Source organism: Paraburkholderia sp. RL17-383-BIF-A, assembly GCF_046028015.1.
In the GTDB taxonomy this organism is placed as follows: domain Bacteria; phylum Pseudomonadota; class Gammaproteobacteria; order Burkholderiales; family Burkholderiaceae; genus Paraburkholderia.
Genome location: NZ_JARESR010000003.1, coordinates 77,808 through 96,043 on the forward strand (window position 1 = coordinate 77,808; position 18,236 = coordinate 96,043).

Annotated in this window: 16 protein-coding genes and 1 tRNA gene; 14 read left to right on the plus strand and 3 right to left on the minus strand. The window is 64.1% G+C overall.

Annotated elements, in window-relative coordinates; all coding sequences use genetic code 11:
- Positions 1-61 precede the first annotated feature (61 nt).
- Positions 62-1,327 carry a DNA-processing protein DprA gene (dprA, locus tag P0D71_RS04415; protein WP_408479343.1) on the minus strand — a complete coding sequence of 422 codons (1,266 nt, stop codon included), beginning with the start codon at positions 1,325-1,327 and terminating at the stop codon, positions 62-64.
- A 244-nt stretch (positions 1,328-1,571) separates the two neighbouring features.
- Here dprA and def point away from each other — a divergent pair, with 244 nt between their 5' ends.
- The 14 genes from def to P0D71_RS04485 all read left to right on the plus strand — a co-directional run bounded on the left by def (position 1,572) and on the right by P0D71_RS04485 (position 14,535).
- Complete coding sequence (gene def / locus P0D71_RS04420; RefSeq protein ID WP_408479344.1) at positions 1,572-2,075, plus strand: peptide deformylase; 504 nt, start codon at positions 1,572-1,574, stop codon at positions 2,073-2,075.
- 31 nt (positions 2,076-2,106) lie between these two features.
- Positions 2,107-3,093: a methionyl-tRNA formyltransferase gene (gene fmt / locus P0D71_RS04425; protein WP_408479345.1), complete on the plus strand. Its 987-nt coding sequence runs from the start codon at positions 2,107-2,109 to the stop codon at positions 3,091-3,093.
- Positions 3,094-3,207: 114 nt separating this feature from the next.
- Positions 3,208-3,849 carry a LysE family translocator gene (locus P0D71_RS04430; RefSeq protein ID WP_408479346.1) on the plus strand — a complete coding sequence of 214 codons (642 nt, stop codon included), beginning with the start codon at positions 3,208-3,210 and terminating at the stop codon, positions 3,847-3,849.
- Positions 3,850-3,955: 106 nt separating this feature from the next.
- Positions 3,956-4,813 (plus strand): zinc metalloprotease HtpX, encoded by an 858-nt coding sequence (gene htpX / locus P0D71_RS04435; RefSeq protein WP_091797303.1) that lies wholly within the window; start codon positions 3,956-3,958, stop codon positions 4,811-4,813.
- 388 nt (positions 4,814-5,201) lie between these two features.
- Positions 5,202-6,641 carry a 16S rRNA (cytosine(967)-C(5))-methyltransferase RsmB gene (gene rsmB / locus P0D71_RS04440; protein WP_408479347.1) on the plus strand — a complete coding sequence of 480 codons (1,440 nt, stop codon included), beginning with the start codon at positions 5,202-5,204 and terminating at the stop codon, positions 6,639-6,641.
- Positions 6,638-7,237 (plus strand): DUF4390 domain-containing protein, encoded by a 600-nt coding sequence (locus tag P0D71_RS04445; protein WP_091797298.1) that lies wholly within the window; start codon positions 6,638-6,640, stop codon positions 7,235-7,237. Before rsmB ends, P0D71_RS04445 begins: the two co-directional genes overlap by 4 nt.
- Positions 7,227-9,641 carry a sensor histidine kinase gene (locus tag P0D71_RS04450; protein WP_408183998.1) on the plus strand — a complete coding sequence of 805 codons (2,415 nt, stop codon included), beginning with the start codon at positions 7,227-7,229 and terminating at the stop codon, positions 9,639-9,641. The genes P0D71_RS04445 and P0D71_RS04450 overlap by 11 nt, the downstream gene beginning before the upstream one ends.
- Positions 9,642-10,331, plus strand: coding sequence for a response regulator transcription factor EsaR (gene esaR, locus P0D71_RS04455; RefSeq protein ID WP_280996967.1), 690 nt, complete (start codon positions 9,642-9,644; stop codon positions 10,329-10,331).
- 116 nt (positions 10,332-10,447) lie between these two features.
- A tRNA-Phe gene (locus tag P0D71_RS04460) sits at positions 10,448-10,523 on the plus strand.
- Positions 10,524-10,924: 401 nt separating this feature from the next.
- Positions 10,925-11,659, plus strand: a complete 735-nt coding sequence (gene queC, locus P0D71_RS04465; RefSeq protein ID WP_408479348.1) for a 7-cyano-7-deazaguanine synthase QueC — start codon at positions 10,925-10,927, stop codon at positions 11,657-11,659.
- Positions 11,660-11,722: 63 nt separating this feature from the next.
- Complete coding sequence (gene queE, locus P0D71_RS04470; RefSeq protein ID WP_091797286.1) at positions 11,723-12,355, plus strand: 7-carboxy-7-deazaguanine synthase; 633 nt, start codon at positions 11,723-11,725, stop codon at positions 12,353-12,355.
- A gap of 9 nt (positions 12,356-12,364) precedes the next feature.
- Positions 12,365-12,808: a 6-carboxytetrahydropterin synthase QueD gene (gene queD / locus P0D71_RS04475; protein ID WP_091800899.1), complete on the plus strand. Its 444-nt coding sequence runs from the start codon at positions 12,365-12,367 to the stop codon at positions 12,806-12,808.
- A 246-nt stretch (positions 12,809-13,054) separates the two neighbouring features.
- On the plus strand, positions 13,055-13,837 hold the full coding sequence (locus tag P0D71_RS04480; RefSeq protein WP_408183995.1) for an HpcH/HpaI aldolase family protein: 783 nt from the start codon (positions 13,055-13,057) through the stop codon (positions 13,835-13,837).
- The gene (locus P0D71_RS04485) at positions 13,834-14,535 is read left to right on the plus strand and encodes a tetratricopeptide repeat protein (protein ID WP_091797279.1); all 702 of its coding nucleotides are present in this window, start codon (positions 13,834-13,836) and stop codon (positions 14,533-14,535) included. Before P0D71_RS04480 ends, P0D71_RS04485 begins: the two co-directional genes overlap by 4 nt.
- Before the next feature lie 115 nt (positions 14,536-14,650).
- Here P0D71_RS04485 and rodA read toward each other — a convergent pair whose 3' ends face one another.
- Both rodA and mrdA read right to left on the minus strand, forming a co-directional pair.
- Positions 14,651-15,799: a rod shape-determining protein RodA gene (rodA, locus tag P0D71_RS04490; RefSeq protein WP_091797276.1), complete on the minus strand. Its 1,149-nt coding sequence runs from the start codon at positions 15,797-15,799 to the stop codon at positions 14,651-14,653.
- A 10-nt stretch (positions 15,800-15,809) separates the two neighbouring features.
- Positions 15,810-18,122: a penicillin-binding protein 2 gene (mrdA, locus tag P0D71_RS04495; RefSeq protein ID WP_408479349.1), complete on the minus strand. Its 2,313-nt coding sequence runs from the start codon at positions 18,120-18,122 to the stop codon at positions 15,810-15,812.
- Positions 18,123-18,236: the final 114 nt, after the last annotated feature.

The following is an 18,236-nucleotide window of genomic DNA, read 5'->3' on the forward strand; positions in this document are numbered from 1 at the left end:
GCTTTGGCGCGAATGTAGCATGGCCGATCCCGAATGGTCGTTGAAGCTGATCAATGCGGGGTCAGCCGTGGCTCGCCCGCATGAAGCGGCCGCCGGGCAGTGCAGTCACCTGGCCAGCGAGTTCGAGCTGCAGCAAGTGGCTCTGCAGGGCCGCGTCTTCCATCTCGGTGCGGGTAGCGAGAATTTCAAGCGTGGTGGGTGAGTGGCCGAGTGCGGCGAGGAGGCGTTCGGCTTCGGGATCGAACGGTGGGCGGGGCGATGCGGCGTGGCCTGCTGTTACCGGGTCGGCCGCGGACGCTCCTGCAGTCGGCCGCGGCGCCGAGCTCGGCCGGCTGACTGTCGCGCCGCTGAGCGCTCGCGTATTCGTCGCACCAGCGTCGCTCGAAAGAACGGCATGCGCCGCGCTGGAAGGCGGCCGCGGGGCGGCCCGCCGCGCGAAGCCCAGTTCCTCCAGCACCTCATCCGGCGTTTCCACCAGCTTCGCGCCCTGCTTGATGATCCGATGACACCCGCGCGACAGCGGCGCGTGAATCGAGCCTGGCAGCGCGAAAATATCGCGGCCCATCTCATTGGCGAGCCGCGCAGTGATCAGCGAACCTGAACGCATTGCCGCTTCGACGATCACCACGCCGCTGACGAGCCCCGCGATCAGCCGATTGCGCTGCGGAAAATTGGCGGCGCGCGCGGGCGTGCCGAGCGGCCATTCGGAGAGGATCGCGCCCTGCACGGCGATTTGCCGCGCCAGTGCGTGGTGCGCCGCCGGGTACACGAGATCCGCCCCCGTGCCGATCACGGCGACGGTGCCGCCGACGCCTGCAAGTCCACCGCGATGCGCGGCGCCGTCGATACCGAGCGCGAGGCCCGAGACGACGGTAACGCCGGCTACCGAAAGCTCCCGTGCGAAACGCTCGGCGTCTTCGACACCTTGCGGTGTGGCGCTGCGGCTACCCACGAGGGCGACTGCTCGCGTGTGCAACAGATTCAGCCGACCCTTTATATATAGAAGAGGCGGCGGATCGGGCATGGTCAGCAGCGCCCGCGGGTAAGCGGGGTCGTCGAGGGTCACGATCTGATTGCCGGGTTGCTCACGCCACGCGATCACCGCGTCGAGCCGGGCGTCGAAATCGCTGCCCGTCGGGGCCAGCGCCGCGCGCGCCGCGGCCTCGCCGGCAATCGCGGCGAGCGCCTCGGGCGCTTGATCGAAAATCGCTTCAGGCAGGCCAAATGCGCTTAGCAGCAGGCGTAGCGCCGCAGGTTTCAGGCCCGGCGCGAGCGAAAGCCGCAGCCACGCGGCGAGTTCAGTGTCGGTTGCAGGCAAGGTGTGCATTGCGTGTCGATCCTCTTGCTGGGCCAGCGGGCAGGCGGGCGCCATGCTAAAATTTTCATCATCCGAAATAACCGCAGCGCCGCGCCCACCCGCGCGGGCTCGTCGTTTAGCGCATGTGGCGCGTTGAATCGAACCGGTTCGACACCATCTATCCTCTGCGTAACGCGACAAGCCCACAACCTGGCCGAATGGCCAACGCGAGCCTTCCACCGGTCAGCGGCGCCTGAAAATCACACTCGAAATCATGGCTTTACTGAACATCCTCAATTACCCGGACAAGCGGCTGCACAAGATTGCCAAGCCGGTCGAAGCGGTCAACGACCGCATCCGCCGCCTCGTCAAGGACATGGCCGAGACCATGTACGCGGCGCCCGGCGTCGGCCTCGCTGCAACCCAGGTGGACGTGCATGAACGCGTGATCGTGATCGACGTATCGGACGACCACAACGAACTGCTCGCCTTCATCAATCCTGAAATCGTCTGGTCGAGCGACGAAAAGAAGCTCTCGGAAGAGGGTTGTCTCTCGGTGCCGGGCATTTACGACAATGTCGAGCGCGCGGAGAAAGTGCGCGTCCGGGCGCTCAACGAGAAGGGCGAAACTTTCGAAATGGACTGCGAAGGCCTGCTCGCGGTGTGCATCCAGCACGAAATGGATCATCTGATGGGCCGCGTGTTCGTCGAGTATCTGTCGTCGCTGAAGCAGACGCGCATCAAGAGCAAGATGAAGAAGCTCGCCCACGCCATGTAATGCGCGTTCACCTCGCCTACCGCCCCCGTTCATGAGTCATTCGTTGCGCGTCATCTTTGCCGGTACGCCGGAGTTCGCCGCGGCCGCGCTGGCCGCGATCCACAGCGCCGGGTTCATGGTGCCGCTCGTGCTGACTCAGCCGGACCGGCCCGCCGGCCGCGGCATGAAGTTGCAGGCGAGTCCGGTCAAGCGCTATGCGCAGGAGCATGGGCTCGCCGTTGCCCAGCCGCCGTCGCTGCGTCGCGCCGGCAAATATCCTACTGAAGCCGCCGCCGCGATCGAGCAACTGCGCGCCACGCCGCACGATGTCATGGTGGTGGCCGCGTATGGGCTTATCCTGCCGCAGGAAGTGCTCGATATCCCGCCGCTCGGCTGCATCAACATTCACGCCTCGTTGTTGCCGCGCTGGCGCGGCGCGGCGCCGATTCATCGCGCGATCGAAGCGGGCGACGCCGAAACCGGCATCACGCTGATGCAGATGGACGTTGGCCTCGACACCGGCGCGATGATCTCCGAAGCGCGCACGGCAATTTCCGGCGACGACACCACGGCCACATTGCACGACCGGCTCGCGCAAGACGGCGCGAAGCTGATCGTCGAGGCGCTGGTCGAACTGGAGCGGACCGGCAAGCTGGCCTCGACGCCGCAACCGGCGGACGGCGTCACCTATGCGGAAAAGATCGGCAAGCACGAAGCCGCGCTCGACTGGCGCCGCCCGGCGGCCGTGCTCGCGCGCCAGGTGCGGGCGTTCGACCCGTTCCCCGGCGGCGTCGGCACGCTGGAAGACGGCACGTCGATCAAGATCTGGGCCGCGGTTCCCATTGATGCGAAAACCAACGGCGCACCCGGCACGATCACCGACATCTCTGCCGAAGGCGTGGTTGTAGCGTGTGGCGAAGGCGCGTTGCGCCTCACGCAACTGCAAAAACCCGGCGGCAAACGCCTGCCGGTGCGCGAATTCCTGGCCGGCTCGACGCTGGCTGTGGGACAACGCTTTCAACTTCCCGAAGCAAACTAACACCGTTGCGCATGACCTGAACATCGTCCGTTCGGCCGATGTTCAAGACCCCGCTAGACGATCCTGCCGCGCGTTAGAATCCTCCATGCAATAGCCTGGATTTCAAGGATTCCCATGTTTGGCATCACCCATTTCGAGTTTTTCGTTGTTGCGGTCTTTCTCCTGAACGTGACGCCCGGTCCCGACACGGCGTATATCGTTGGGCGCAGCGTCGCCCAAGGCCGCGGCGCGGGGCTCATGTCGGCGCTCGGCATCTCGGCAGGTTGCTGCGTTCACTCGCTGGCCTGCGCGTTCGGTTTGACCGCAGTGCTGGCCGCGTCGGCCACCGCATTTACCGTCATCAAGTTTGTCGGCGCTATTTATCTGATTTATCTTGGCGTGCGCCTCATATTCGCCAAACCGGCCGCCGACCAGGCAGCGGGCGAAGCGCGCGCGGCCGGTGCGCCCAAGTCGCTGCGGCAGCTTTTCCTGCAAGGCTTCTGGACCAACGTGCTGAACCCCAAGGTGGTGCTGTTCTTCGTATCGTTCTTCCCGCAATTCGTGACGGCCGGCAGCGACCACAAAGCGCTCGCCTTCCTCACGCTGGGCGCGGTGTTCGTCGTGATGAGCATGGTCTGGAACAGCTTTGTCGCGTGGGTCGCGGGCAGCGTGACGCGGCGTTTCTCCGGGCAGCCGTTGGTGAAGCAGTGGCTGGATCGGGGCGTCGGCAGCGCTTTTGTTGGTTTGGGTATCAAACTCGCCACCGCATCAAGATGATTGAATTTTCCTTGTGCGCCCATATCTAACAATTCGCTTACAATCAGGCGCCGCGATTCTCGCGGTGCAGATATGAACCCCGCGTCAGGGGCAAGGAGTTGCAGACATGTTCAATTGGGTCAAAACCGCGATGTTGATGGCCGCGATCACGGCCCTTTTCATCGTGATCGGCGGGATGATCGGCGGGTCGCGCGGCATGACGATCGCGCTCGTGATCGCCCTTGGGATGAATTTCTTCTCGTACTGGTTCTCGGACAAGATGGTGCTGCGCATGTACAACGCGCAGGAAGTCGACGAAACCAGTGCGCCGCAGTTCTATCGCATGGTGCGCGAGCTTTCGACGCGTGCAGGCCTGCCCATGCCGCGCGTCTACCTGATCAATGAAGACGCGCCGAACGCGTTTGCCACCGGCCGCAATCCGGAGCACGCGGCGGTTGCTGCCACCACGGGCATTCTGCGCGTGCTTTCCGAGCGTGAAATGCGCGGCGTCATGGCGCACGAGCTCGCGCACGTGAAGCATCGCGACATTCTGATTTCGACCATCTCGGCCACCATGGCCGGCGCCATTTCCGCGCTGGCGAACTTCGCGATGTTCTTCGGCAGCCGCGACGAAAACGGCCGGCCCACGAATCCGATCGCGGGCATTGCCGTCGCGCTGCTCGCGCCGATCGCCGGCGCGCTGATTCAAATGGCGATTTCGCGGGCACGTGAGTTCGAAGCCGACCGTGGCGGGGCGCAGATTTCCGGCGACCCGCAAGCGCTCGCTTCGGCGCTCGACAAGATCCATCGTTACGCGAGCGGAATTCCGTTTCCCACCGCCGAGCAGCATCCGGCCACCGCGCAAATGATGATCATGAATCCGTTGTCGGGCGGCGGTATCGCGAATCTGTTTTCCACGCACCCGGCTACCGAGGAGCGCGTCGCGCGGTTGATGGAAATGGCGCGCACGGGGCGCTTCGAATAACGCCGCGCGGCGCTTGGGCGCAATGAAGAAAGGCGAGTCTGCGGGCTCGCCTTTTTTGTTCCAATGGCAGGTTTGCGGAGCAGGGGCAGCCTGTGGCCGCTGGTCGATGAAGCGCCCATCAATCGCCTTCGCGGCCGTAGACGGTCCGCACGCCTCTTCACCTCACCTCACCGCACCGCACCTCACCTCACCTCACGTCACGTCACGTCACGTCACGTCACCTCACCGCAGACCCCGCGCCGCAGGCCCCTCTATTCCAGCACGCCGTGCATGTGCAAACCCCCACTCCATCCACTATCGGCCGGCCGCGGCGGCCCGCGCTTCGCGCCACGCTACAATGTGTGTTGATTGCGTCGCGCGTTCCGCGCGGCCCGCCTTAGCCTTCTTCATGACCACAAAGCCTTCTTCGCGTACTGCTTCCTCACCGGCGCGTCCGCGCGAATCCCGATTGTCGATGCTGCATCTCGCGCCCGAATCGCTCGGTTTCGCGCTCGACTGCGCGGGCCAGGCCGTCGGCGCCGTGCGTCTCGGCTCAGCGTTGCCGGCCGCGCTGCAGTCGGTCTTCGTGTCCGCGCCTGAGGGCAGCACCGCCGCCGCGCGCGGCGCGGTGCAGGACATCGCGTACCGCACCATGCGGCGTCTCGCGACCGTCGAGTGGCTGATCGCGAAGCTGGTGAAAAAGGCGCCGCCGCCGCACGTCGGCCATGTGCTCGAGTGCGCGCTGGCCTTGCTCGTCGACGACGAAGCGAGCGCTGCCTATACGCCGTTCACGGTGGTCGATCAGGCGGTGAGCGCGATCGGCGCGCGTCGTGAGTTCGCTTTTGCCAAGGGGCTTGTCAACGCCGTGCTGCGAAATTTCCTGCGCGAGCGCGAAGCGCTGTTGAGCGCCGCGCAAGCCGAGGAAGTGGCGCGCTGGAATTACCCGGCCTGGTGGATCGATGCGGTGAAGCGCGCATGGCCCGACGCATGGCAGTCGGTGCTGGCCGCCGGCAACACGCAAGGCCCGCTGACGCTGCGTGTGAACGCGCGTCGTTCAACGGTCGACGCCTACCTGCAAGTGCTGCAAACCCATCACATTGGCGCGAGCAAGGCGGGAGACTATGCGGTCAAACTCGCCACGGCGATGCCGGTGGATCGCATTCCCGGTTTTAACGACGGTGTGGTCTCGGTGCAGGACGCCGGCGCGCAACTCGCCGCGCAACTGCTCGGCGCGCGTGACGGCATGCGCGTGCTCGACGCCTGCGCGGCTCCCGGCGGCAAGACCGGACATCTGCTCGAACTCGCCAATCTTCAGCTCGTCGCGCTCGAAAGCGACGCGTCGCGCGCGCGCCGCATCGGCGAAAATTTGCAGCGTCTGAAGCTCGAAGCGGAAGTGCGGATCGGCGACGCCGGCGCGCCCGCGAAGTGGCACGACGACATCGACCAGCCGTTCGACCGCATTCTCGCGGACGTGCCGTGCTCGGCGTCGGGTATCGTGCGGCGTCATCCGGACATTCGCTGGCTGCGCCGCGCGTCCGACATTCCCGCGCTCGTCGCCGAGCAGCGCCGCATTCTCGATGCCCTTTGGCCGCTCGTGAAACCAGGCGGCGAGTTGCTCTACGTTACGTGTTCGATCTTTCCGGAAGAAGGCGAGTTGCAGGCGCAGTGGTTTGGAAACAAGTATCAGGATGCGGTACGATTGGACGCGCCGGGGCAACTGTTGCCTTCAGTCGCTCGCGCGCCCGCCGACACATCGGCCGGTTCCCATGCCGGACAACCCGCTGAAGACAGCGCCGGCGCGAACTCAGACCACGACGGATTTTTCTACGCGCGCTTCCAGAAACGGTGACCATCAAACGCTTCTTCCCGCTTCGGCTCGCAGCCGTGCTCTGGATCGCGCTGGCCCTATGGCTCGCGGCGCCGGGCGCGGCGCACGCTGACTCGATCGCGGTGCAGCGTGCGTCGCTGCAAGCCGACAACACCGGCTGGAACCTCGACGCCCGTTTCGACTTCGACCTGAACAGCAACCTCGAAGACGCGGTCAATAAAGGCATCCCGCTCTATTTCACGACCGATTTCGAATTGAGCCGGCCGCGCTGGTACTGGTTCGACGAGCAGCCGGTCAGCGTGTCGCAAAGCATTCGCCTGTCGTTCCAGCCGCTCACGCGCGAATACCGCGTGTCGAGCGTCTCCTCCGGCGGTTTGCAGCTCGGCTTCACCACGCTCAAGGATGCGCTCGCGGTCATCAAGCACGTCACCTCGTGGCACGTCATCGAGCGCAATGAAGTGCGCGCCGGCGAGACGTATAACGCATCGGTGCGCATGCAACTCGACATCGCGCTGATGCCCAAGCCGTTCCAGATCGACGCGGTGAACAACCGCGACTGGAACCTCGCGTCCGAATGGAAGCGTTTTACCTTCACGGTGACCGAACGTGCTAAATAAAGTGCGCTCCGCCACCAGTGTCAGCAGCATCGTCGTGCGCGTGCTGGTGTCGACGGTCGCGGTCACGGCCGTGTTGCTGCTCGTCCTGCTGGCGGCCGCCAGCGCGAACACCGAATTCTTCGACCGCTATTACCAGTGGCTTTACGCCGCCAACCTCGCGGTCGCGATGATCTTTTTGCTGGTGGTGGCGACGCTCGTCATCATCATCATCGCGCGGCTGCGAAAGGGTAAGTTCGGCACAAGGCTATTGGCGAAACTGGCGTTCTTCATGGCGCTGGTCGGCGTGGTGCCGGGCGGGATCATCTACGTCGTGTCGTATCAGTTCGTGTCGCGCAGTATCGAGTCGTGGTTCGATGTGAACGTCGAAACCGCGCTCACGTCCGGGCTGAATCTCGGGCGCGGCATGCTCGACGCGTCGCTGTCCGATCTGCAGACCAAGGGCCGGTTGATGTCGGAGCAGCTGGCGAGCGCGGACGCCGCCGGCACCACGCTCACGCTGCTGCGTCTGCGCGATCAGTTCGGCGTGCAGGATGCGACGATCGTCGAACCCACGCGCAGCATGTCCGGTGCGACGCCCGATATGCACGTGGTCGCGCAGGCATCCGGCAACTACGCGACGCTCGTGCCGAACGATCTGCCCACGCCGCTGATGATCGATCAGGCGCGCGGCCGCGGCTACGCGGCGATCGAAGGCGAAGTGGACGGCGATCCTCATGCGCATGGCAGCAAAGGCGTGCTACGGCTGCGCGTGGTGCAGCGCATTCCCGACTCGAACGCCTCGTTGCTGCAACCCACCGAACGCTTCCTGCAACTCACGCAGCCGGTGTCGCCCACGCTCGCGCGCAACGCCGACGCGGTGCAGCGCGCCTATCGCGAGTATCAGGAGAAGGCGCTTGGGCGCACGGGTCTGCGCAAGATGTATATCGGCACGCTCACGCTCGCGCTCTTTCTCGCCACCTTCATCGCGATGATGCTCGCGCTCGCGCTCGGCAATCAGCTTGCGCGGCCGCTGTTCCTGCTGGCGCAGGGCACCAAGGAAATCACGGAAGGCGATTACACGCCGAAGCGGGAAATCAAATCGCGCGACGAACTGGGCTTTCTCACGCAGTCGTTCAACGCCATGACGCGCCAGTTGTCCGAAGCGCGCGCGGCGGTCGAGAACAACCGCATTGCGCTCGAACATTCGAAGGCGTATCTGGAAAGCATTCTCGCCAACCTGACCGCGGGCGTGTTCGTGTTCGACCGGCAGTTCAGGCTGACCACGGCGAATCGCGGCGCCGAGCGGATTTTCCGTCAACCGTTCCAGGCATTGATGGGTTCGGCGCTGGATCAGATCGGCGTGCTGAGCGAATTCGGCGGCATGGTTCGCAAGGCGTTTGCCGATCGCGAAGCAGCGAGCGGCGACGGTCACGACGATCGCGGCCACTGGCAGCAGCAGTTTTCGGTGCAGGTGCCCGGCGAAACCGAGCCGCTTACCTTGCTCGTGCGCGGCGCGCGGCTCGTCTCGGCGACGGACCGCGACGCGGAAGACATGCAGACCTCCGGCTATGTCGTCGTATTCGACGATATCTCGGACGTGATCTCCGCGCAGCGTTCGATCGCATGGGGCGAGGTTGCGCGGCGGCTCGCGCACGAGATCAAGAATCCGCTCACGCCGATCCAGCTTTCCGCCGAGCGTTTGCAGATGAAACTCGCCGACAAGCTGTCGCCATCCGACGCAGATGTGCTGAAGCGCGGCGCGACCACGATCGTCAACCAGGTCGCCGCCATGAAGCAGATGGTCGACAATTTCCGCGACTACGCGCGCACGCCGCCGGCGGTGCTCGCGCATTTGCAACTGAATGATCTGGTCAGCGAAGTGCTCACGCTGTACGGTATCGAAGAGGGCAAAGGCGCGATTCAGGTCGAGCTCGCCACCCTGCCGGCGATTCGTGGCGACGCGACGCAATTGCGTCAGGTGATTCACAACCTGCTGCAGAACGCGCAGGATGCGGTGGCGGACCTCGAGCATCCGCGTGTATTGCTCGAGACGAGGACAGTAGAATACGGAGACCCCGACGCGGAAGGCAAAGTCCACGTCGCGGTGCGTCTGACCGTGTCGGACAACGGACCGGGCTTCCCCGCGCGTATCCTCACACGTGCATTCGAACCTTACGTGACGACCAAGGCCAAAGGTACGGGCCTGGGTCTTGCGATGGTCAAGAAGATCGTCGACGAACACGGCGCGCGCATCGACATCCGCAATCGCATGAAAGCGGGCGACGTGATCGAGGGCGCGCAGATTTCGATCCTCTTCCTTCAACTGGCAGACGATGCCGCGACACCTGGAACAGGGCCGCGTCCGGCGCACGGCAGTGCGTCGCATGGAAAGACAAAAGCAACAGTGCAGACAAGGGCAGCGTAAATGGCAACCATCCTGGTGGTAGATGATGAAATGGGCATCCGGGAATTGCTCTCGGAGATCCTGAGCGACGAAGGGCATGTCGTGGAGGCCGCGGAAAACGCGCAGGAAGCGCGCGAATTCCGTTTGCGCCAGGCACCCGACCTGGTGCTGCTCGACATCTGGATGCCCGACACCGACGGCGTGACCTTGCTCAAGGAATGGGCTGCGCAAGGGCAACTGACCATGCCGGTGATCATGATGTCCGGCCACGCCACGATCGATACGGCCGTTGAGGCAACCAAGATCGGCGCACTCAATTTCCTCGAGAAGCCGATTGCTTTGCAAAAGCTGCTGAAGGCTGTCGAGCAGGGCCTCGCGCGTGGTAACGCGGCGAGTGCGCCGGGCGGCGCGGCGGCCAAGCCGGTGTTGCCGGTGAGTGCATCGGCAGTGGCTTCGGCAGCGGCATTGCCGATGCTTTCCACCGACGGCCTCGGCAGCGGAGCGCTGGCGGCGCAAACGGCGTCGATTTCATTCGATATTCCGCTGCGCGACGCACGCGACGCCTTCGAGCGCGCGTACTTCGAATATCACCTCGCGCGTGAGAACGGCAGCATGACGCGCGTGGCGGAGAAGACCGGCCTGGAGCGCACGCACTTGTATCGCAAGCTCAAGCAACTCGGTGTCGATCTCGGTAAAAACAAGGGGGAGTGAGCTTGGTGACGAGCGCAAGTGAGCCGGTGCTCCGCGCGCAGATCGCACTTTCACAGATTTTTTCTAGAAGGGGCTTGCCCTGCTGCTGACCCTTTGATATTATTTCGTTCTTCGTTGGCCCGGTAGCTCAGTTGGTAGAGCAGCGGATTGAAAATCCGCGTGTCGATGGTTCGATTCCGTCCCAGGCCACCAGGATTCAGCCCCAGGAAATCGCAAGATTCCTGGGGCTTTTCCTTTTTGCGCCCCTAATGTGTGACGGGCTTGAAGGACATCACGCGTGTCCATTGCTTTGGCTTGCGCGCGCCGCATGGCAGCACGCACTCGGCGGTGTTCGGCGCTGCATGATAAAATCGCGCCAGTTCAAGGACTTGCACAGTGAGTGCAGCGCCTGCGTGCTGCGCGGCAACGCCGCCACCTGCACCGAACCCTTCGCCCGACGATTAACGGTATAAGCGCCCAGCGACTCTGCATGCGGAAGGCGCGGCCTATACTGCTTTGGGCCGGCAGCAGTGCCGGCACGCGTCGCGCCGCGTTGCTTGCATGGCGCACCTCGCGCAGCGCGACGTGGCACTCTTCATTCACGGAGTTTCACGGTGATCCGCAACGACGCTAAACGTAGCGCTCTGGTGCTGTTTTCCGGCGGCCAGGATTCCGCCACGTGCCTCGCCTGGGCGCTCGAACGTTATGAAACGGTCGAGACACTGGGCTTCGATTACGGTCAGCGGCACCGCGTCGAACTGGAATGCCGCGAGGGGTTTCGCAACGCTGTCGCGCGTGCATTTCCGCAATGGGCCGAGCGCCTCGGCGACGATCATATGATCGACCTGTCGGTGCTCGGCGCGATCAGTGACACCGCCATGACGCGCGAGATTGAGATCGAAGCCACGGCGAACGGTTTACCGAACACGTTCGTGCCGGGCCGCAATCTGATGTTCATGACCATCGCTGCGGCGATTGCCTATCGGCGTGGCTTGCAGGTACTGGTGGGCGGCATGTGCGAGACGGATTTCTCGGGCTATCCCGATTGCCGCGACGACACGATGAAGGCGTTGCAGGTCGCGCTGAACCTCGGCATGGACACGCGCACGCTGCTCGAAACACCGTTGATGTGGCTCGACAAGGCCGACACGTGGCGCCTCGCGCACGAACTCGGCGGCGACGAACTCGTCGAACTGGTGCGCGTCGAGACGCATACGTGCTACGTCGGCGAACGCGCCGAATTGCATGCGTGGGGCTTCGGTTGTGGCGAATGCCCGGCGTGCCGCTTGCGCAAGCGTGGCTACGAAGCCTATCTGTCGGGTGAGAAGGTCACCGAGGCGCCGGTCTGATAACGCTCGGCAGGACAGCGCACCTCAGGCAATCATTTTCAGGAACATAGGGCACACAGCAGCATGACTTACGCGGTCAAGGAAATCTTCTACACGTTGCAGGGCGAGGGCGCGAATGCCGGGCGTCCGGCTGTCTTCTGCCGGTTCGCCGGCTGCAACCTGTGGTCGGGCCGCGAAGAAGATCGTGCCGAAGCGGTGTGCCAATTCTGCGATACCGATTTCGTCGGCACGGACGGTGAGAACGGTGGCAAGTACCGCACGGCGGAAGATCTGGTGCAGATGATCGCGTCGCAATGGCCGCAAGGCGAGGGCGAGCGTTTCGTCGTGTGCACGGGCGGCGAACCGATGCTGCAGATCGATCAGCCGCTGGTCGACGCGCTGCATGCCGCCGGCTTTGAAATCGCGATCGAAACCAACGGCTCGCTGCCGGTGCTCGAGACGATCGACTGGATCTGCGTGAGCCCGAAGGCCGACGCGCCGCTCGTCGTGACGAAAGGCAACGAACTGAAGGTCGTGATCCCGCAGGACAACCAGCGCTTGTCCGAGTATGCGAAGCTCGACTTCGAGTATTTCCTCGTCCAGCCCATGGACGGTCCGTCGCGCGACATCAACACCAAGCTCGCGATCGACTGGTGCAAACGCCATCCGCAATGGCGCCTGTCGATGCAGACCCACAAGTATCTGAACATTCCCTGATTTGCCGTGCTGACGATTACACGAAAACTCGAATTCGACGCGGGTCACCGCATTCCTGATCACCGCAGCCAGTGCCGTAATCTGCACGGTCATCGCTACGTGCTCGAAATCACGCTGCAAGGCGATCTGGTCGACACCGAAGGCGCGCCCGATCGCGGCATGGTGATGGACTTCGCCGACGTGAAGTCGCTCGCAGTCGAGCATCTGGTCGACAAGTGGGACCACGCGTTTCTCGTCTATGAAGGCGACGCGCAGGTGCGTGGTTTCCTGGAAACGATGGCCGGCCACAAGACGGTCGTGCTCGATCGCATTCCCACGGTCGAAAACCTTGCCGCCGTGGCGTTCGAGATTCTCGCGAACGTCTACGACGCGCACTACGGCGTGAATCTGCGTTTGCACAAGCTGCGTCTGTACGAGACGCCGAATTGCTGGGCCGACGTGGTCCGCGACTAAATCGAACGCCGCCGCGCGGCTCGCGAAAAGTCCCCTTGGGGACCGTCCAACCCTCGCGTTATTGTCACGGTATGATCGCTCCGATAACCACACGGAGCGAGACATGCCGGTCACCGCATTGCGTCGCAGCAGGCATCCGGGCCGCCTCGGCCAGAGCCAACCTCTTTGTCTTTTCCCAGCCCATCGCGCCGGTAGTGCGCACTGCGGTTCAGGCGATGCATTTCATCGCCGCCACGGAGCGCGGCGATGAGCAGCCTGACCAATCCCCTCAAGTCACGCCTCAAGGAACCCGATCCGCTGTTCGGCCTGTGGCTTTCGCTCGGCAGCGACGCTGCGGCCGAAGCGCTCGCGCACGCCGGCTACGACTGGCTGCTGATCGACATGGAGCACGCGCCGAACGATAGCGGCGACGTCGCATCGCAATTGCGCGCGATCGCCGCCGCGCATCTGCCGACCGAGCCGGTGGTGCGCGTGCCGGCTAGCGAGGCGTGGCTCGTCAAGCGCGTGCTGGATGCCGGCGCGCGTACGCTGATGTTCCCGAATATCGAGTCCGCGGAAGAGGCGGCGCGCGCCGTGCGTCTCACGCAATATCCGAGCGCCGGAGCGCTCGACGGTGAGCGCGGTGTCGCCGGCGTGGTGCGGGCCGCGGCCTACGGCATGCGGCGCGACTACGTGCAGACGGCCAACGCGCAGATCGCGACCATCGTGCAGATCGAGTCGGCGCGCGGCTTGCAGGAGGTGGAAAAGATCGCGGCGACGCCGGGTGTCGATTGCCTGTTCGTCGGGCCGGCCGACCTTGCCGCGAGCCTCGGTCATCTCGGCGATTCGAAGCATGCCGACGTGCAGGCCGCGATGGCGCGCATCGTCAGCGCGGCGGACAAGGCGGGCATTGCCGCCGGTATTTTTGCCATGGATGTCGCGAGCGCCAAACAGCATCGCGACGCCGGATTTCGTTTTATCGCTCTGGCCGCGGACGTCATGTGGATGTTGCGCGCGACTCGCCAGGCGTTGCAGGAGGTGAGGTCATGAAAGGGATGGTGCAGTGCGTCGTGGTGCGTCTGGCGGTCACGGCGGCGTTGATGGCGAATGTGGCGGCGTATGCGCAGGACCGCGTGGCGAAGTCGAACGATCCGCAGACGCAAACCGCGGTCGCCGACTACAACGCCGGCAATCTCGGCGCGGCGCTGGCCGAGTTCCGCAAGGCCGCGGAGCGCGGCAGCCGGCTCGCCGAGTTCAACTACGCAATGATGCTGCTCAACGGCGAAGGCGGCCCGGCCAATGTGGATGAAGGCAAGAAATGGCTGCGCAAGGCCGCCGACGCCAACATGTCGCACGCGCAATACGTGTACGGCAAGATGTACGACGATGGCGAGTTCGTCGGGCGCGATCCGGTCGAAGCGCACCGCTGGTTCCTGAAGGCGGCGCAGCAAGGGCACGTGCAGGCGGAGTTGGCGCTCGCCAATCAGTTCCTCGACGGACGCGGCACCGAGCGCGACAACAAGCAGGCGTTCTTCTGGTACAAGAAGGCGGCGGAAGGCGGCGACATGACCGCGCAGTACGTGGCGGGCTCGTTTTACGAGCGCGGCGGCGACGGTGTAGACAGGAATCTCAACGTGGCGCGCGCTTATTACGCTGCCGCAGCGGCGCAGGGCGATCCGGCGGCGCGGCTCAAGTATCAGCAACTCAGCGCGCAGTTGCGGGATCAGAAGGAAGTGAAGCCGCAATAAATAAAGAAGGGGCGCTCCGTGATGATGGTGCGCCCCTTCTTCGATTTGCAGCCTTTGTTCTGCGGCCTTGTTCGCTGCCTTCTTTGCAGCCTTGTTCGCCGACAGCCTCGCCGCGCTAACTCTGCATCAACCGCTTTTGCCGCGCGACGCTCATGATGAGCCCGATGGCCACACCCAGCGTGGTCAGTGCGGTGCCGCCGTAGCTCATGAACGGCAACGGCACGCCGACCACCGGCAAGATGCCGCTCACCATGCCGATATTGACGAATGCGTAGGTGAAGAACGCCATGGTCAGCGAGCCGGCCAGCAAGCGTCCGAACAGCGTCGCACCATTGGCCGCGATATACAGCCCGCGCGCGATCAACAGCATGTATAGCGTGAGCAGCACGACGCCGCCCGCCAGCCCGAACTCTTCGGAGAACACCGCGAAAATGAAGTCGGTGTGCTTCTCGGGGATGAACTCCAGATGCGCCTGCGTGCCCTTCAGCCAGCCTTTGCCAAGCGGACCACCGGAGCCGATCGCGATGACCGCCTGGATCGTGTGGAAGCCCTTGCCGAGCGGATCGGAGGTCGGGTCGAGCAGCGTGCAGATACGGTGTTTCTGATAATCGTGCATCAGCGGCCATTGCACTTCGGGCTGACATATCTTGTCCTGAAAGGCGGCGATCGAAGCGACCGCTATGACGCCTGCAATCAGCACCGGCACGATCAGCTTGAAACTCAGGCCCGCAAAGTAAATCACGAAGAAGCCGGCCGCGAACACCAGCACGGCCGTACCGAGGTCGGGCTGCTTGGCGATCAGGCCGACCGGCACCGCGAGAATCAGCAGGCCGACCAGATAGTCGTACCAGCGCATCACGCCTTCGCGGCGCTGGTAGTACCACGCGAGCATGAGCGGCGTGGCGATCTTCAGGATTTCCGACGGCTGGATCACCACCCCGACATTGATCCAGCGCTTAGCGCCCTTGCGCGTGAGGCCGAATAGCGCCACCGCGACCAGTAACGCGATCCCGAACGTGTAGAGCGGGACCGCGAAGCGCATCAGCGTGGTGGGTGGAACATTGGCGAGCGCCCACATCAGCACGAACGTGAGCATGATGTTGCGCAACTGGTCTTCCACGCGGCCGGGGACGTCCAGACTCGCGCTGTACAGCGTGACGATGCCGACGCACAGCAGCAGAAACACGATCAGTGCGAGCGGGCGGTCGAAGCCCGCGAACATCCGCTTGATGCGGTCGAGCCAGGCGCGCTTGTCGAATTGCATGCCTTTCTCCTTACTCGTCGATGCCGCCGGAAACCGGCTGGCGTGGCGACGTGCCCTGAGTGCCGTCTTCGCGCGACGGTGCCGCGGCGGTCGGCACCGGCTCGCTAGCCGGGCGGGGTTTATGCGGGACGCCGGATTTACGCGACGCTGAATTCTTTGCGGCAGAAGTCGCGGAAGTCGAGGTGGCCACCGGTGCCGATGCAGCCGCCGGCACGGAAGCCGCGGCCGCCGCAGATGCCGCCTTCGCAGCCGCCGCAGCGGAGGCCGCCGCTGCCGCCGAAGCCGCACCGGGAATCGGCAGAGCAGTGAAGCCCGCCGCGACCTTGACCGGCTGCGCCGCATCCTGTGGCGACGGCGCATCGCCGACTTCAGGCGCGGACGCATCCTGGGTCGCCGACGCCGCCGCCTCGATGGCCGCCGCCTGAGCGCCCGGCTTGTTCTTGCCGACGAGGTAGTAGTCGAGCACCTTCCGCGCGATCGGCCCCGCCGATTCCGCACCCCAGCCGCCGTTTTCGACGATCAGCGCGAGCGCGATCTTCGGCTGCTCGGCGGGTGCGAAGGCGATGAAAAGTGCGTGGTCGCGCAGATGTTCGGCGATTGCGTGGCCTTTGTAGTTCGCGCCTTGCAGCGAGTAGACCTGCGCCGTCCCCGTCTTGCCGGCCGCCAGGTACTGGGCGCCGATGAACAGTTTCGACGCCGTCCCATTGGTCACGACGCCTTCCATCGCGCGCTTGATGATGTCGATATCCGATTGCTTGACCGCGATCTTGTCGCTCGGATCGCGCACGACCGCGCGAGTGTCTTTCGTGATCGGATTTTCGATGTCGCGCACGAGGTGCGGCTTCATCACGACGCCGTTGTTCGCGAGCGTGGCCGTAGCGTGAGCGAGCTGGAGAATCGTGAACGAGTTGTAGCCCTGGCCGATGCCGAGACTGATCGTTTCGCCCTCATACCAGCGCTGCTGTTCGGGCTTGCGGTATGCCTTGCGCTTCCATTCGGTGGACGGCAGGATGCCGCGCGCCTCGCCCGAGATGTCGATACCGGTGATCTGGCCGAAGCCCCACGGCTTCATGAAGTTGGCGATATTGTTGACGCCGAGATCGTGCGCGAGCATGTAGAAATACGTGTCGTTCGACACCACGATCGCGCGGTTCATGTCGACCCAGCCTTGGCCCGAACGCACGTCGTTGCGGAACGTGTGGCCGCCGAAGGTATACGAGCCCGGATCCTGAAAGCCCCAGCCCGGCGTGCGCTTATGCAGTGTGAGCGCGGCGAGCGCCATGAACGGCTTGTAGGTCGAACCCGGCGGATAAGTGCCGTGCAGCGGCCGATTGAGCAGCGGGTGGTCGGGCGAATTGTTGAGATCGTCCCACGTCTGCTGATCGATACCGTCGACGAACGAATTCGGATCGAAACTCGGCGCGGACACGAACGCAAGCACGTCGCCCGTGGATGGTTCGATCGCGACCAGCGCACCGCGGCGGCCGGCGAACGCCTGCTCGGCGACCTGCTGCAAGCCGATATCCAAAGACAGCACGAGGTTGTTGCCAGGCGTTGCCTGCGTACGCGACAAGGTGCGCACGGGGCGGCCGCCGGCCGTCACTTCCACTTCCTCGAAACCGGTCTGGCCATGCAGTTCGGTTTCGTAGCTCTGCTCGACGCCGATCTTGCCGATGTAGTCGGTGCCCTTGTAGTTGTTCGCGTCGAGCCGCGGATCGTAGTGGTCCGGATCGCTGTCGTTCTGGTCGCTGGCGTCGTCGATACGGTCCTGATCGCGCTGCGAAATCCGGCCGATGTAGCCGATCACGTGCGCCGCCGTCGGCCCGAGCGGATATTGGCGGAACAGGCGCGCGCGCACTTCCACGCCGGGAAAACGGAAGCGCTGCGCGGTGAAACGCGCGACTTCGTCGTCGGTCAGGCGCGTGCGGATCGGCAGGCTCTCGAAGTTCTTCGAGTCTTCCTGCAGCTTCTTGAAGCGGCGGCGGTCGCGCGCGTCGATCGAAACGACCGTGGCCAGGTTGTCGATCACGTTTTCGAGCGAGTCGTTCAGCTTCGAGGGCGTAATTTCGAGCGTGTAGGCGGAGTAGTTCTTCGCCAGCACGACGCCGTTGCGATCGGTGATGATGCCGCGGTTCGGCACGATCGGCGCGACGGAAATGCGGTTTTCATCGGCCTGCAGCGAATATTTGCTGTAGTGCCAGACCTGCAGAAACAGGAAGCGGAAACCGATCAGCCCGAAGCACACGAACACGAACAGACCCGCCGCCGCGACGCGCAGGCGGAACTTCGAGAGCTGTTGCTGAGTGTCCTTGAATTCGGTCATGCGATTCTGCAAAAGGCCGGTTGACGGCCATCATGAGTGTGCGCCTTTTCCGGCCGGAACCGGAAGGCATGAACAGCGATGCGCGTCGAGCGGGCCGGCAAAGCGGGTTCCATC

Bases quoted from the DNA above. Each gene is read 5' to 3' on its own strand.
- dprA (WP_408479343.1), bottom strand. From the start codon at position 1,327: ATGCACACCTTGCCTGCAACCGACACTGAACTCGCCGCGTGGCTGCGG.
- def (WP_408479344.1), top strand. From the start codon at position 1,572: ATGGCTTTACTGAACATCCTCAATTACCCGGACAAGCGGCTGCACAAG.
- fmt (WP_408479345.1), top strand. From the start codon at position 2,107: ATGAGTCATTCGTTGCGCGTCATCTTTGCCGGTACGCCGGAGTTCGCC.
- P0D71_RS04430 (WP_408479346.1), top strand. From the start codon at position 3,208: ATGTTTGGCATCACCCATTTCGAGTTTTTCGTTGTTGCGGTCTTTCTC.
- htpX (WP_091797303.1), top strand. From the start codon at position 3,956: ATGTTCAATTGGGTCAAAACCGCGATGTTGATGGCCGCGATCACGGCC.
- rsmB (WP_408479347.1), top strand. From the start codon at position 5,202: ATGACCACAAAGCCTTCTTCGCGTACTGCTTCCTCACCGGCGCGTCCG.
- esaR (WP_280996967.1), top strand. From the start codon at position 9,642: ATGGCAACCATCCTGGTGGTAGATGATGAAATGGGCATCCGGGAATTG.
- queE (WP_091797286.1), top strand. From the start codon at position 11,723: ATGACTTACGCGGTCAAGGAAATCTTCTACACGTTGCAGGGCGAGGGC.
- P0D71_RS04480 (WP_408183995.1), top strand. From the start codon at position 13,055: ATGAGCAGCCTGACCAATCCCCTCAAGTCACGCCTCAAGGAACCCGAT.
- P0D71_RS04485 (WP_091797279.1), top strand. From the start codon at position 13,834: ATGAAAGGGATGGTGCAGTGCGTCGTGGTGCGTCTGGCGGTCACGGCG.
- rodA (WP_091797276.1), bottom strand. From the start codon at position 15,799: ATGCAATTCGACAAGCGCGCCTGGCTCGACCGCATCAAGCGGATGTTC.
- mrdA (WP_408479349.1), bottom strand. From the start codon at position 18,122: ATGACCGAATTCAAGGACACTCAGCAACAGCTCTCGAAGTTCCGCCTG.